We start from the raw sequence: 13,926 nt of genomic DNA on the forward strand, positions 1-13,926 counted from the left end.
TAAACTCCTCCTTAAATTAGAAAAGGAGAATCCTTGTCGGACTCTCCCTGAAAATTTTGTTATTCCACTACGCCGCTGGTATTTTTTCATACACCTTTTCAAACCAGGTAGATGCAGCTTCGAATGTCGGTTCATCCTCATCGCCTGTATAACGCCAGTCGCCATCGAATTCACGCACTACAAATGTTCCTTTAATTTTTGGTGTTTGGAATGATGTCTTATCCTCTTTTGTTTTATAATCGTTTTCCGGAAGTTCAAAGCTCCCTTTTAATAACCATACATAACGGTATCCACCTTTTGACTTCAAGGAACGAAATCCGATGGCAACATAAGGCGCTGTATCAGATGAGTTACTGATCATCACACCCTTTTCTAGCTTGTGACCAAGCAATGCAACCTGGATTTCGAGAGGTAAATCCTTCACCTCTAACTCTATTTCGATTTCCCCCAAAGCTGTTGATGTTTCTGCTGGACCATCATCCGCATACAGTGTCTCCGTACTGCTTTTCGGGCTAATTTTTGCATTAATAGCCCCCGCGATTCGTACCGGCTTGTCGTATTCGACGCCAGTTTTGTCATCTTTTTTTAGAATTGCATAGTGTAAATCCGAAAGACCAACTTGTACTCCTGCCATCTTTATTCCTCCTCAATCATTTGAATGGTTTTATAACGCATACCTTTGTGAAACACCTTTGTATCCTCCTCGTATAAATCAGTCGAAGCTGTACGCCGAAAACCTAACGATTTCATCGTTTTGTCTACTTCATCAGCAATATTTGGTGTGCTTTTCTTACTCCAGATATCAATCTGAATGCGAATCTCACTGGAAATGGCCTCATCGTCTGCAAATCGGTCATCGACGTTATCCATCTCGAAAAATGTAATACGAGGGAACTCATCTGGATTGGGCGCTACTAGTTGATAGATTCGTTTACTTCCAAGCAAAGAAACAAGCGCCTGATTAGACTCAAGCGCTCGAGCGATCTTTGGTTTGATATTAATCATAGATTCAATGCCCTCTTGATAATTTCGTGAACCTTTCGCGTCGCTTCTGTACGTTTTTCAGCAACGGCCGATGCCATAAAGTGTTGAGCAGATATCTTGGTCGTTCCCCATTCAAGAAACTTCAGGTAGAAGTAGTGAGACCTATCCCCTTTTTGGATACCGACCTCGATGATTTTTGCGCCATCCTTCTGCTTAACACCACTTATCTTGATATTGTCTGCTGCATGCTGCCCAGTTCGCCAGCTTTGAGATGATGAATCCGGCTGTCGTGGCGAGGAGCTACGAGGAGTTCGGGCTGCAATCTCATTACGAAGTATTTCGGCACCTGCCTTTACAGCTTGATTTTCTACTGTTTTCGCTCGATTTCCTAAACTTTGAAGCTTATTAAGCAGTTGTTCCATCCCCTGAACTTCCATCCTGGCTCCCAAGACCGTTCACCTCCTGGCACATCAATAACATTTCTTGATGACGCTCATTTACATCGATCACGGATTTAATATCAAACACCCGGTTGTCATACAGCAGACGCATTCTAGCCGTTACACCGCGCCTGTAGCGCATTCGAAAGCGCACGGTGTTCTCTTGATTCACTGCTGCCGCCGCGAAGTATTCTCGACCACGCAGAGGCTCTACAGCCGCCCATACAGTGGCAACATCGGTCCATTCTTCTGTGACAATGCCTTCATCATCCCTCACACTTTTTGGACATTGTAGTGTGATACGCTTATTGAATTTGCCTGGATTCATTGGCACCACTCGCCTCAACTTTCTTTAATGCCCTCAGTGCTTTTTCCTTTCCTCGCACCTTTTCTCCATTTGGCAGCTCGTAGTACCCACCACCCAGATTTTTAAGTGGTTCATCATGTTCATCATTTGCCTTGAGATAGCCAGATTCAATCAAAAAGGAGGCCCGTTTTTCATCGCCCGTTTCATAGAACGTCTCGGCAGAATGAATATTTTGTGTGAATTTATCACGAAACGTCTGAATAACAAGGTATTTTTGCAAGAATTTCACCTCATTTCAGTTGCAAAATGATACTTTCAAGCGCAAAGTTAAACTTTTCAATCTTGATGCTTGGGTCCCGGTTTTCATAGTGAAGCGCAACATAAAGCATAATAGCCAGCTTGTATCGTGATGTGGTATCATCTTTCACCCCAGCATCAGCAAGGTACTCCCTTGCCGCTTCAACAAGAAGAGCGAGGACCATATCATCCTCACTCCCGTCAATTCGAAGATAACCTTTCAATTCCTCAAGAAAAATTTCGGTCATGGCTATGCTCCTCCCCAACTATATTTCTGGAATTTCACCTTCAGGTGGTGTATCCGGCTTTGGCTCGGGAGGAGCTACTTCTTTTTTGCGATACGGAACGCCGATTTCAGTTTGATTTTATGGTCAAACCAAGCTGTCAATACAAACAACTCAACCCCTGTTTTAACATCCTTGTCACGGTCATAAATCATCTGAGGATCGTAGTTGAAGTGGGAGTAACGTAAGTCACCAACTACAGGGTCAACTGCTGAATCGCAGAAAACAACCGGTTTACCAAGAATTTGCTCCGGCTGTGCATTGTAAAGCGTAGCACTACCATTCGCTAAGGTTTCGATGATGTCCATGTAATCAGCATAGCGTATCACAATTTTTGCGTTTTCCCGGTAATCCTCATGCAAATCGGCAACGGCTGCTTTAATGGCCTTGTAGAGATTCTCTGCTGAAACCTCTTTGATACCTACACCATAGAATGAGAGACTTTCCTCTCCTGCTTTCGGTGTCTTTGCAAAAGCAACTTTTTTCTCTTTGGCAGCTAGACCACTTTCAAGTCCTTGGTCTACCGTTTGAACAAGGTTCGTATCTGTGGCAGCTAGAATGGTTTCTGAAATCGGAACAAACACCTTGAACTTATTCCGGCCAAACGAGACAACATCCCCATCTGCCTTGATTTCTTTCGCTGTTTCAGTATCCGCGATAAAATCATCATCATCCAATGTGAAGGTGATTTTTGGGATTTCAAGATTGGTAACGCTTGTGTATGTCGAAACCTCCCGCAAAGGGTTTTTAACGAACGGTTCATGTAACAGCTCATTTGTCATAGTGGTAGGCAAAATCTTTTCGCCACCTGTAGAATTTCGATCACCAAGGGCTGCCTTTGCTTCTTCGGACAACTGACGGCCGCGAATAGTAGCACGAATAAGCTCTGCTTTTGCAGCTGTAACTTTTGCTTTTGGGTCTTCTACACCGTCTAATTTGCTTTTATTACGTTCTAAGGAAGCTTTTTGCTTGGCTTCCATCTCATCATGTTCTTTTTGAAGGATGTCCATACGAACCTGAAGTCCTTGCTCTTTCGTTTCAAGCGCTTTGAGCGTTTCAATATCAGCCTCAGGCTTCGAAGCTTCTGTCAACTTTTCCTCTTTTACAGCAGCCAGTGCAGCTCCAACCGTAACCAAATCATTTTTTACATCAAATAAAGTTTTAGGCATTTATAATACCTCCCAGGTATGATTTTAAATTTTCAAGTTCTGTTTTCGCATTTTGAGCGATTTTTTGACGTTCTTCCGTGCTTAGAACACGTTTTTTTTGTGGTTTTTGAGCCGTTTTCGCAATCGTATCAGGTACATTGCGATATTTTGCGAATAATTCTTCGTTCGTACATGCTGCAATCTGTTTCGCCTCGCCGACCACATCACAAAGCCCATAATCATAGCATTCTTGAGCCGTTAACCACGATTCTTTATCCATGAGTGCAGTCAAATCTTCCTCTGTGATGGCGTCGCCTGCTTTGTCCAAATAGGACTGTCGAATGGATGTATTCACCTTGTCCAACATATCTGCTGCTTCACGCAGATCGTTAGAGTCACCCGCAGTAAACATCCATGCATTATGAATCATCATCATTGCATTTGAGGGCATATAAATCGTATCTGCCGCCATAGCTATAACCGAAGCAATAGAAGCAGCCAAACCGTCAACATGGACGTTTACATGCGCCTTATGACGCTTGAGCATGTTATAGATAGCGACTCCTTCGAATACATCACCGCCTGGTGAGTTAACGAATACATTCAGCGTCTTAATGTCTCCCAGGTTGTCTAACTCTTGCTTGAAGCTCTTGGCCGAGTGTGCATAGTACCCACCACCCCATGATGCAATCTCGATATACAAATACAGGTCTGCCTCATCATCGGTTTTGTTTTTAAACTCCCAAAACTTTTTCACCTTCCACTCACCCCCTTTCCAGGCTCTTTTCTCTCTTCAATGGGCGATAAATCACGGCTCATATAGAGACTGTCGCCTCCTTTCTCTGGTGGTAGTTCTTCCCAAGCCCGAATCTCATTCGGTTTGAATAGGCCGGAACGGACACCCTTGAAATAGAAATCACCACGCGTTTTCATATCTCCACGTAAAAGAGCGTTCACGTTGAACTTAAAATACAGTCCACGCAAACGCTCCTTTGGTGTAAGTAGTTTTCGATTCAGTTCTTGTTCATACTGCCGGACAATGGGAATAAGGGTGTTCTGAACAAAATCAAGGGATAACTGCTCCATGCTGTTGTAATTGACACCCTCTGTTTCACCTAGCATATGAACTGGCATGTTATAAACAGTAGCCACCCGGGAACGGGTAATCTTTTCGACTTCAAATACCTTTGTGTCCATGAAATCACGTTTAATCGGGTCGATTTCTACCCCGGATTCCTGGATCAGTACACCACCATTTTCCTGATAAAAGTTTTTAAAATTAGCCAACACTTCTTTTTTCTTGTCAGTCGATAGATGTGTTGCCATCTTCAGAATAAACGATGCTTTGACAGCACCATCCATTGTGTCTAAGCTGAATTGTCGAACCTTTTCATCAAAATCAATGGTGTTCCGTAAAACAGCCAGCGGACTAATCCCTTTATAGCCGTTTGTATGGATGTGCTTGACATGAATCATATCCATGTTGTGAACATAGTAGCGTCCTTTGTCTCCCTCGACTTCATACCACAAATCAAGCGTATCTTTCTCGATTACCGGCTGCACTCTAGCTGGGTCCAATATGACAAGTGATTCAACCTGATAGTTGCTTCCATACATCTTCAGTGCATATCCGTTCCCGCTTGTATCACGATGCGTTTCTAATGTCCGTATAAAATCAAAGCTGGACATATTCCGATTCGGTGCATTTGCAAGCAGATCGGAAACACTCGTATTCACTGGCGAAAAGTCTTTGTACAGTTTTAACGGTAGAGAGGCCATGGCATTAGATAACCTTGTTACCGCAGAAAATATGGTTTCATTGGTCGCTAATGTTCCGCCTGCACTGCCAAAGAAGATAGATTTCCCTCCACGAAACCATTTTGAAAAGTTGTATCCTTCACCTTTCACGTTGTTTCTCAAGACATTCCATGCCGTTTTAATCCTGTGCCGTAGCTTCAAATATCATCACCCCCTTAACAGATCATTGATGGATACAAACTTCACATCACCAGTTGCTTGTGGAGCTAGTAACCGTTTCATGACTTCCGTGTGAGCATTCAAAAAGGCTGCAAATCCGTCAATTTTACGGTAGCGACCTTGTTTTTGTGGTAATTTATTTCGATTTCTATCCTCAACCATCTTCACATTGTTCACATACCATCGAAAAAGACGATTGTTATTGAATATGACATTACCATCAATGAATCGTTCTTTGATGTCGTCAACAGCCGGACCTAGTGTCGTGTGTCCTTGTCGAACAACTTCCGTTTTAAATCCGTAGGCATTCAATGCTTCTACCAGCCCAAACGCCTTGGCCGGGTCATAAGTGATAAGCTCGATGCTGAAATGTTTAGATTGCTCCACAAACCAGTCGTATACGTATTCTTTTTTCACGTATTCTCCCGGAACTATAGTTAACAGCCCCAATTCTTCGTACTCGCGATATGGAATTTTTTCGTTGTCTTGCAGCACCTTTCTCTCCGGTATCCAGGAATGAGATATCACGAACACTTCCCCTGTTTCAACGATAGGAAACTCTAGACAAGCACTGGTGAAGTCTTCTGTGTCGGACAAATCGAAACCACCCACACACGACTTTCCGTAAAAGTTTTCAACAGAAACCTCTTTTTTATTTCGTTTAAGAACTTCAAAGCTTAAAAACGACTCTTTTCCCGATTTTACAAAGAGATTAAAGCGTTTCATAATAAAGTCGCTACGTTCCTTGGGAATGAGCTTACGGGACGCCCATTCCTCTATTAGTGTTTCCAGCTTCAATGTCAGCCCTAAATTCGGATTGGCTTTTATCCAGTTGGTCGGATCTTCGATATCATCGTTTTCATCTAACTCGGCCATAAAAAAGAAAGCTCTCTCATCATGTGAGGCTCCATCCAATACATCAGTAGCTTTCTCGTAATAATCCATGAGCGGACCATCTAATTGGTACCCAGCCGTTGTGATATAGAGAAGGAGAGGCTGTTGTCGCGCCCCTGTACTATTTTTAATGACGTTAATAAGTTTGTAGTCCTTGTATTCGTGAATCTCATCGAACACCCCAAAGCTACAGTTCTTTCCGTCCAGCTTCTCACTATCACTAGCAAGTGGTTCAATCTTAGATAAAGTTTTCTCGTATCTAATTTCGTATTGTCGTTCATTAAAGTGTCTTTTAAGCAAAGGCGACTTCTTTACCATCGCCTTGCATTCATCAAATACTTCCCGAGCCTGTGCTTTAGAGTTGGCAAGTTGATACACCCTAGCGCCATTCTCACCGTCTTTCGATGCCATATAGAGAGATAATCCAGAAACAAGGGTAGATTTCCCGTTTTTTCGTCCAACAAAAATAAGCCCCTCTTTGAATCGACGGAGCCCGGTATCTTTATGAACCCATCCATATAACGATCCGATAATAAAATGTTGCCACGGTTGCAGCTCCAATCGATCGTATTCTCCCTGGGATGGTTTACAGAAACGTTCGATGAATCCAACAGGCCGATATCCCTTTTCCTCATCAAATATGAACGGAAAATTGCTTGTTCCCTGCCTTTTTAGGTCATTTAAATGCCGTTTACAGGCTTGATAAACCTTTTTCGAAGTAACAATCAAATGTGACGTTACACCAATTGCATACTCCGTTGTTTTCAACTTAGTAACGGTCAAATTCATCACCCTTTTGACCTTCCGGGTCCAACGCTCCAGACACTTTTCTATCTGAGGCAGGGGTGAGCTTTAACTCAGCCTGGAGCTTTCGTTGATGCTCAATGATTTTTATAATGGCATCGACAGATTTGTTTTGTCGGTAGATTTGTTGCGATCCGTTGATAAACAACTCCACAACACCACGATTTTTAATATCATCAAGATGTTGTTGTTTCAACTGCTCGAGCAAAACAATATTGTCTGTAATCATTATCGTACGGTCGCTTAAATTATCATCTAGCTCTAACTCACGAATCAGGATTTGGAATAACTTTTTAGCTTCTCGACTTTTAATTTCCTTCTTAGGCTTGTACATGACACCCCCCCCTCACATAAAAAATAGGTCCGCGTTGTAAACGAAGGGGGGCACCGGTCTGTGGCGCCCTCCCTTTCAACCTTGAGGGTAGGGGGGCTATGTCCCTGACAGCCTCAAATCTTCTTCGATACTATCGCACACTCTACGAACTCGTTCGACTAAACTTCCATCAGTAACAAAGCGATGAGTATCTGCTAAATTACGAAGTTCTTTAAGATACGCGAGCTTGATTTCGACGCTCTCTTTGTTTGGTCTAGCTTTAATGTTCTCGTCCCTCTCCCTTACTGGAAACATTGGTCCCTTGCATTCGGGACAATTCGAACCTGCTAGTATTGTAAGGTTTCCAGTCCTTTGAATTCTACATGGTATACATTCGTAAATTACTTCCATCCTTATTCCCTCCTATCAAAATAAAAAAAGCCACTCATCAAGTGACCGTTACCATACTTCCCTATTCGCTTCTACCTGTATCACTCTTACCTTACGTTGCTTGCTCTTCTCCTTTGCCTTGCCTTGTCCCTTCTCTGGGTGCAACTTGTTATGACAGGCATTGCATACACACTCTAGGTTATCTGGGTCAAGCACCAATTCTGGTGCCTCGTCAAAGTGTTTGATGTGGTGTACTGTATCAGCTGGCTTCAGCTTCATACCCTGCTTGAGGCATGGCTGACACAGATAGTTGTCACGCTTCAGTACGTAGTCCCGGCACTTACGCCAGGCTGCGCTGTCATAGAATCGCTTGGCTTCCTTGTTGCGCTTATACTTGTCATAGTATCGATCCTGTTCACGATTACGTTTCATTTATTCTTCCCTTATAGAAAGCGTCGTTCCGTCTTTATCGCATTTCGTTTTAATTCATCGATACTATTTCGCTCTAAGTACTCCATGCTATACAGCATAATTTCATTACCATAACGTTTGTAATATTTGTATTTCCTCTTGGCTTCTGCCTCTTTCTCCTTAGCAATATGTGGCGCATTCTCATATAAGCTTTTAAACGATTCACGAATGATTTCATCGGTAATAGGTTTGTATCCGTTCTGTTCTAGATAAAGTAGCTTGTCCTTATCCATTCTTGGTTATCTCCTTCCCATCTCTTCACGTAACCGATTCATTTCCTTTTCATTGTCTTTCCGTAATGCTTCTATCTGCTTAAGAAATCTGTTTACCTTATTGATAAAAGTAGCACGCTGAATTTTCCACCTCAATGCAGCCATTTCCGTTTGATTCTTACGTACCTTCTGATTGGTATAGAAGGCTGTATACTGCTCTTGGCAGTGTGGACAGGTGAAATAATTCCTCTCAATCCCACCATTGAACTTCTCCAGCTTAATAGTATTAATCACAAAATCTCCTTTGCACTTATTACAATTAACTGCTACTTGTTGCGTTTCCAAATCCAATCACCTCCAAGGCAAAATAAAAAGCCGCTCGGTATGAGCGACTTTAATGAATAAGTTTATTGATTTTATTAAAATTGACCTTAATTGGCAAATTTCTTCTTAAGGATTCATAATCCTTTTGACTGTAATCCATAATAATCAATCCAGTCACTGTTTCATCATCATCATCAGAGATTTTCACAAAAATACCGGGCTCTGTTTCATCAGCATAAGAAGGTTTATGTTCGCCAATATAGATATACAGAACATCATGCTCCGTATCATAATTAACCTTTATCTTTTTTCGTTGTGGGTGGTTGGTGGCGAACATAAATAGCTCCCCCTTTCAAACGCTCTTGATTTAACTTCTTTTTGGAGATTATTGTTACCACATCCCCAAACTCCCTTTGTTTGTAACTATGATCAACGACGATAACGATTTCTCTAACAGTGCTAGCTTCTGGAAGAACAACCAAATCTAAATATCGTTCCCTTTTATTTTCTGGATCATCAGGATTATCGCGTATAATAATGGAGGGATTTCGAATTACATTTTCAATCAGCCATTCCTGCCCTAAAAATTCAGTCCTGTCATGATCCCCATCTGTAACATGATTTTCCCAAGTCATTTTTTTTACTTTTACTGGTCTTTCGAAAGGATCGGTTGTAGTGATTATATATTCTTCCTCATCTTCCGACTTATCATACTCCGCTACTTCATATTCATACTCGTATTCATCAGTTTCATATTGCTTTAGGTCACTATTTTCAAGAACTAAATAAGAATCCTTATCTTCATCTTGATAAACATTTTCGATTTCGTCAAACTCTTTATCCAAACTATTACCCCATTTCTGTAGCGGTAATGCAGTTTTCCTTAGTTAATTTCTTTTTTGACGACTTTTTTGACGACTTTTTTAGTATTTGCTTTTCTTTGGGGAATAGGTCCGTACTCTTTTTCATAATCCTCAACTATTTCCTTCAAACGGTTTGTTAATTCCTTCAATGCTTGAGGGCTAACCCTTACTCTTCCTAAAGTATTCAAACCATCTGGATGCTGTTCGAGTAATGTAATAATTGTGTCACTGTATCCTGAGGCAATCCTAAAAGAATTAGCATAAACACTAAATACATTTTGTTTTTCTTTTTCTATATTTTGTGTATCTTCATCCTCTATAAAAATTACTTCTTTAGACATTAATATATTCCTCCTATATTTAACTACATGGGTATATTTACATAAAATACTAGATAAAACAAATCTTTAGGACAAGTTATTTCGTTCGACACTATTCGACTTTTAATAACAAAAAACCACTCCCTTGGAGTAGCCCCTTTGCTTATCTATCGACAATATCATCATAACACCCCCTTATCCAAACGGCACGCCATTTTCCCGCCAAAAAGCCGCCATTTTCCCGCCACCTTTTTAAAATGCCGGCTCTGCCTCTACCATAACTTCCAGGCGAAGCATAAAAGCCAGTTTATAAAATGCACGAGCTTTCGTTCTTTCGTAAGACCGTTTGCTCATACCTATTTCGCCGCAAATGATGTAATCATAAGCGTCTTCTTCCTCCAAGTAACGTTTGATGATGATTTCCCGTTCCTTTTTACTTAATCGACTAATGGCCTTGTCTACTCTTTCCGTAATTTCCTTAATCCGTTGCTCCGCATCTACATTCCAGCTCGCATTGTCTCCTACCTGATCAGTCGTAAGATTTGTAGCTCCGTGAAAGCGCGGATCATAGCTTGGGGTATTCTTTATTTCTCTACGTACAAATCCGATTTGTTTATATACACGAACCGTATCTAGCATATCCTCTACACGCTTCTGAGTAGCTTTACGGTCGATCTCCGGAAGAAATGATAATTGCTTGTTCATAATATGAATCCCCCTATTTGTTTATTATTAAGAATGGCGTGTCTGTCTAATAGCTCCACGACGGCGTGTATAAGCCGATCCGCGCATTAAACGCTCGAATTCCTCACGTTCTCTTTCACGTTTGCTTGGCACATATACCGTAGGCAGCTCGTCTTTTACTGGCTCCTGTTGCTCCGCTCTCTCTGGCGTCTGCCGCATCCTATTTAGCCTTCTCCTTTTATCCGGCGTGAGTAGGTCCTCAAAACGCATTCTGTATCCCCCTTTTCAAATAAAAAGAGGACACCAACAGCATGCAGGTATACTTGTCCTGCTTAATGCTTGTCAGTGTCCTCTGGATTGGCCAGTAGAACGTTTATCTATTTATTTTCTTCCTGCTTTAAATACTCCCTGTAGAGAGTCGCACAGTGGTATTTGTTATAATCAACCTTCGGAAAATTAAGATCGTAATCTTGCCATTCTCCGTTTTGATTTTTTATTCCAAACCACGAGCCATATACACCTATTCGAAGTTCATCGTATTCGCTAGCTATTTCCCTAATCTTAGATAATACCTCTTCAAAATCTCCTTCAATTGGGGGATGAATCGCGTTCTTACAATGTTCGTAGAAGCGATCCCCCTCTTGTTTTAGAATGAAATCAAATTCTATGCTTATTTTCTCTGGCCAGAGCCGCACGTTTATTTTGCTGTTCACTTCCCTCACCCCTTTATCACAACGATACTATTTTTTAGAACTCTTCGCCCTCTGTATTTAAATGCCGCTTAATCTTTTTCTGGTGCATGACTATCCTGGTTTCTCCGTTTTCAGGAAGCTTTATCAGCTTTGCTTTACCTTCGCATATTAAGACCATGTATGCTTCGTTTGTTACTGGAACTTCTACTTTCATAGTGCTTATATCTGGTGTTAACTCAATTGATTTCATCTCTGTGTTCCCCCGCTCTGTGATATAATGTAAGTATGTATATGAGCAGGTATTTTCCCCTCAACGGCTGCTACCGAAGAGGGGAATTTTTTTATTTGTAACTTTGTCTCAAATGACTCGTAATGTATAGTGTGTTAGAGTTTCCCTGTTTAGCCCTTACAGTTGGCGGACTGTGAGGGCTTTTTATGTTTAATTTCTCGAATGTAGGGAAATATATCATGTAGGTAATAGCAACATGATTTACTCCCCAGCTCTCGCTCCTTCAAATGAAGGGGCTTATTTTTTATCTTTTTTTAAGCATTTCTATAACCTGTTTGAAGTGACGGTCGACATTACTATTACTGGTGGGTTCAACTTTTCTATAAAGCCTTTTTAATTCATATCGAGCAAGCTTTCTATTCTCTTTTTCTTGTAGAAGTTGATATTGCAATTCCGTTTTTTCATCAATTAGTTTCATGATTTCTTTGCCGTTCCTTGTTAAATGAACATTTTGAACATCAGAAATCCTTTCCCTTTCTTTAATTTCTTGTCGCTGTTGTTCGATAAGTTCTTCATAAAAATCATATGGTTGATTCCCTATCCACAAAGCGTATTCTTTTTCTTTTGGCAAATAATTAACTGTAAAACATTGAGGACGATCGACAGATTTTAAATATTCAATTGTTTCATCCCATGTTTCAAAGGTTGTATACAAAGACATCCTTATTCCCCTCCTAAAATTCCGGTTCATCAGACAGTTTCAACTTGTCCCAAAACGGGTCAATTTGCTTTTCGTAATCAATTACATCAATGTATCCTTTGCCCCCACAGGAAGGGCATTCATGCCCTCCTGTACGTCCTTCTCCATTGCATAAGCTGCATGTCTGTCTCTTGATGTTCACTATTTGTCACGCTCCATGATGTATATTTCAATTGCTTCAAACCAATTAATAAAACGCCCGGTTTCTCTTCTCACACGGTCGTATACCTTCCGTATTTCCGCTTTCCATCGTTCCTCATCCTTGGGTGTCCATTTACAACCCATTTCTGTTAGTTCTCTTGGAGAATAGATTTTATCGGGTACTGGTTCCATAATGGGTTGCTGTACTAACTGGAATATATCCATTTGCTCTACTTGTTCATGCTCAGTTACTTGCATGAGCATTCACCGCAATCCTGGTATTCAGCATCAGGAAACTGACTCCATTCTTGTCCATCTAGTAGCCGACCGGCTTTCTTTTTCCCGACTCTGCAAACCGATGTATCAGGGTCAAAGTTCACCCACAATTTACCCTTAATCCCTGGTTCATTAGTTCGTAACTCATGAATAGGTGCGTATTCACCGTATTGTTTAAAAAAGAATGGAATATTAAATTCTGCACACTGGTCACGGATGCTTCGTACCCAATCTGGATGCATAGGCCGCGCCTTTGAACCACTCTCTCCGCCAACAATTACCCAATCAATCACCTCGCCTACTTTTGTATATTCCGAAAGAGGAGGCCACCAACCGCTTGTATGATATAAGAGTGAATCATGTAGTTTTAAATCCACCATACCGAGCAACGGTTCGCAGGAGAGAAAGCGGACAGCTGCAGGTGTTTGTAAAAGAAGCGGGATACGCTCATCTGCGGTTTTTTGATTTTCCACACTCGTTCCTAACCACACGTTCTGTATCGCCCATCCTGGTTTCGCATTCGGAAGTACCCCATTTAATCGGTTTGCCACAAAGCATGCCGCCTCATCGTCCTTCGTAAGCTCATATGCCGTTTCTTGCCAACATTCAATCATTTCCGCTCGATTCATTGATTGAAAATATTGCAGCATTCTCTCAGGCCGCTTCGTAAGAACTTGATACGTATGTCGTGGAGTAAGGGCCATAACCGCAAATACTTGATCGATATATTTGAATGGAATATCTTTATGAAACAAATCACTCATACTGTTAACGAATATACGTTGTGGCTTCTTCCACCTTAACGGTTGAAGCAGTCGATCAGGAAACAACTGAATCTTGTTAAAGGGCTCTGCATACTGTTTGGGAAGCTTGGCACCGTTCATGAAGCCTTTATGTCTTCTATTATGCGTTTCAAATGCGTAACAGTTCCTGCACCCTTCTGATACCTTCGTGCAACCAGTAGCTGGATTCCAGACGCGATCAGTCCATTCTATATTAGTCACGCTTCATTCTCCTTCCCATTCCCATATGTTCTATATTTCTTCACCTGTAGGCTTGTGTTATATTCTTTAGTGAGCCTTGGGTGGGACCAAGGCTCGGGTTTATTTATAACGT

26 protein-coding genes are annotated in these 13,926 nt (G+C 41.4%); all 26 read right to left on the reverse strand.

Going from position 1 to position 13,926, the window contains the following annotated elements:
- Positions 1–67: 67 nt before the first annotated feature.
- Positions 68–634: a major tail protein gene (locus HMPREF0083_RS22515; protein ID WP_021624170.1), complete on the reverse strand. Its 567-nt coding sequence runs from the start codon at positions 632–634 to the stop codon at positions 68–70.
- Positions 635–636: 2 nt separating this feature from the next.
- Positions 637–1,005, reverse strand: coding sequence for a DUF3168 domain-containing protein (locus HMPREF0083_RS22520; protein WP_021624171.1), 369 nt, complete (start codon positions 1,003–1,005; stop codon positions 637–639).
- Complete coding sequence (locus HMPREF0083_RS22525; protein ID WP_148316049.1) at positions 1,002–1,433, reverse strand: HK97-gp10 family putative phage morphogenesis protein; 432 nt, start codon at positions 1,431–1,433, stop codon at positions 1,002–1,004. Before HMPREF0083_RS22525 ends, HMPREF0083_RS22520 begins: the two co-directional genes overlap by 4 nt.
- The gene (locus HMPREF0083_RS22530; RefSeq protein WP_021624173.1) at positions 1,390–1,752 is read right to left on the reverse strand and encodes a phage head closure protein; all 363 of its coding nucleotides are present in this window, start codon (positions 1,750–1,752) and stop codon (positions 1,390–1,392) included. The genes HMPREF0083_RS22525 and HMPREF0083_RS22530 overlap by 44 nt, the downstream gene beginning before the upstream one ends.
- Positions 1,730–2,011 (reverse strand): hypothetical protein, encoded by a 282-nt coding sequence (locus tag HMPREF0083_RS22535; RefSeq protein WP_040304528.1) that lies wholly within the window; start codon positions 2,009–2,011, stop codon positions 1,730–1,732. Before HMPREF0083_RS22535 ends, HMPREF0083_RS22530 begins: the two co-directional genes overlap by 23 nt.
- A 10-nt stretch (positions 2,012–2,021) precedes the next feature.
- Positions 2,022–2,276: a head-tail connector protein gene (locus HMPREF0083_RS22540; protein ID WP_021624175.1), complete on the reverse strand. Its 255-nt coding sequence runs from the start codon at positions 2,274–2,276 to the stop codon at positions 2,022–2,024.
- Positions 2,277–2,350: 74 nt separating this feature from the next.
- Complete coding sequence (locus tag HMPREF0083_RS22545; RefSeq protein WP_021624176.1) at positions 2,351–3,481, reverse strand: phage major capsid protein; 1,131 nt, start codon at positions 3,479–3,481, stop codon at positions 2,351–2,353.
- Positions 3,474–4,217 carry a head maturation protease, ClpP-related gene (locus HMPREF0083_RS22550; protein ID WP_021624177.1) on the reverse strand — a complete coding sequence of 248 codons (744 nt, stop codon included), beginning with the start codon at positions 4,215–4,217 and terminating at the stop codon, positions 3,474–3,476. Before HMPREF0083_RS22550 ends, HMPREF0083_RS22545 begins: the two co-directional genes overlap by 8 nt.
- Positions 4,214–5,419 (reverse strand): phage portal protein, encoded by a 1,206-nt coding sequence (locus HMPREF0083_RS22555; RefSeq protein ID WP_081696161.1) that lies wholly within the window; start codon positions 5,417–5,419, stop codon positions 4,214–4,216. Before HMPREF0083_RS22555 ends, HMPREF0083_RS22550 begins: the two co-directional genes overlap by 4 nt.
- Before the next feature lie 6 nt (positions 5,420–5,425).
- Positions 5,426–7,120, reverse strand: coding sequence for a terminase large subunit (locus HMPREF0083_RS22560; protein WP_021624179.1), 1,695 nt, complete (start codon positions 7,118–7,120; stop codon positions 5,426–5,428).
- A complete protein-coding gene (locus tag HMPREF0083_RS22565) occupies positions 7,101–7,469 on the reverse strand; it encodes a P27 family phage terminase small subunit (RefSeq protein WP_021624180.1) in 369 nt (122 codons plus the stop codon). Before HMPREF0083_RS22565 ends, HMPREF0083_RS22560 begins: the two co-directional genes overlap by 20 nt.
- 96 nt (positions 7,470–7,565) lie before the next feature.
- Entirely contained in the window at positions 7,566–7,859 is a 294-nt protein-coding gene (locus HMPREF0083_RS22570) for a hypothetical protein (protein ID WP_021624181.1), read from the reverse strand.
- A gap of 48 nt (positions 7,860–7,907) precedes the next feature.
- On the reverse strand, positions 7,908–8,270 hold the full coding sequence (locus tag HMPREF0083_RS22575; protein WP_021624182.1) for an HNH endonuclease: 363 nt from the start codon (positions 8,268–8,270) through the stop codon (positions 7,908–7,910).
- Positions 8,271–8,281: 11 nt separating this feature from the next.
- Positions 8,282–8,542 (reverse strand): hypothetical protein, encoded by a 261-nt coding sequence (locus HMPREF0083_RS22580; RefSeq protein ID WP_021624183.1) that lies wholly within the window; start codon positions 8,540–8,542, stop codon positions 8,282–8,284.
- 6 nt (positions 8,543–8,548) lie between these two features.
- Positions 8,549–8,866: a hypothetical protein gene (locus HMPREF0083_RS22585; RefSeq protein ID WP_051354764.1), complete on the reverse strand. Its 318-nt coding sequence runs from the start codon at positions 8,864–8,866 to the stop codon at positions 8,549–8,551.
- 49 nt (positions 8,867–8,915) lie between these two features.
- The gene (locus HMPREF0083_RS22590; protein WP_021624185.1) at positions 8,916–9,182 is read right to left on the reverse strand and encodes a DUF2283 domain-containing protein; all 267 of its coding nucleotides are present in this window, start codon (positions 9,180–9,182) and stop codon (positions 8,916–8,918) included.
- Positions 9,139–9,690, reverse strand: a complete 552-nt coding sequence (locus HMPREF0083_RS26670) for a hypothetical protein (RefSeq protein WP_021624186.1) — start codon at positions 9,688–9,690, stop codon at positions 9,139–9,141. Before HMPREF0083_RS26670 ends, HMPREF0083_RS22590 begins: the two co-directional genes overlap by 44 nt.
- A 38-nt stretch (positions 9,691–9,728) precedes the next feature.
- Complete coding sequence (locus HMPREF0083_RS22600) at positions 9,729–10,049, reverse strand: DUF3467 domain-containing protein (RefSeq protein ID WP_021624187.1); 321 nt, start codon at positions 10,047–10,049, stop codon at positions 9,729–9,731.
- 231 nt (positions 10,050–10,280) lie between these two features.
- Entirely contained in the window at positions 10,281–10,733 is a 453-nt protein-coding gene (locus HMPREF0083_RS22605) for an ArpU family phage packaging/lysis transcriptional regulator (protein WP_021624188.1), read from the reverse strand.
- 27 nt (positions 10,734–10,760) lie between these two features.
- Positions 10,761–10,982 (reverse strand): hypothetical protein, encoded by a 222-nt coding sequence (locus HMPREF0083_RS28430; protein WP_021624189.1) that lies wholly within the window; start codon positions 10,980–10,982, stop codon positions 10,761–10,763.
- 107 nt (positions 10,983–11,089) lie between these two features.
- Positions 11,090–11,425, reverse strand: coding sequence for a hypothetical protein (locus tag HMPREF0083_RS22610; RefSeq protein ID WP_040304533.1), 336 nt, complete (start codon positions 11,423–11,425; stop codon positions 11,090–11,092).
- A gap of 34 nt (positions 11,426–11,459) precedes the next feature.
- Positions 11,460–11,654, reverse strand: coding sequence for an XtrA/YqaO family protein (locus HMPREF0083_RS22615; RefSeq protein WP_021624191.1), 195 nt, complete (start codon positions 11,652–11,654; stop codon positions 11,460–11,462).
- A 283-nt stretch (positions 11,655–11,937) separates the two neighbouring features.
- Positions 11,938–12,354 (reverse strand): hypothetical protein, encoded by a 417-nt coding sequence (locus tag HMPREF0083_RS22620; protein ID WP_040304536.1) that lies wholly within the window; start codon positions 12,352–12,354, stop codon positions 11,938–11,940.
- 13 nt (positions 12,355–12,367) lie between these two features.
- Positions 12,368–12,535, reverse strand: a complete 168-nt coding sequence (locus HMPREF0083_RS28435) for a hypothetical protein (RefSeq protein WP_021624193.1) — start codon at positions 12,533–12,535, stop codon at positions 12,368–12,370.
- Positions 12,535–12,798, reverse strand: coding sequence for a hypothetical protein (locus HMPREF0083_RS22625; protein ID WP_040304539.1), 264 nt, complete (start codon positions 12,796–12,798; stop codon positions 12,535–12,537). Before HMPREF0083_RS22625 ends, HMPREF0083_RS28435 begins: the two co-directional genes overlap by 1 nt.
- Positions 12,783–13,814: a phage Gp37/Gp68 family protein gene (locus HMPREF0083_RS22630; protein WP_051354765.1), complete on the reverse strand. Its 1,032-nt coding sequence runs from the start codon at positions 13,812–13,814 to the stop codon at positions 12,783–12,785. The genes HMPREF0083_RS22625 and HMPREF0083_RS22630 overlap by 16 nt, the downstream gene beginning before the upstream one ends.
- Between the last annotated feature and the right edge of the window lie 112 nt (positions 13,815–13,926).

This window comes from Aneurinibacillus aneurinilyticus ATCC 12856 (assembly GCF_000466385.1).
Lineage (GTDB): Bacteria > Bacillota > Bacilli > Aneurinibacillales > Aneurinibacillaceae > Aneurinibacillus > Aneurinibacillus aneurinilyticus.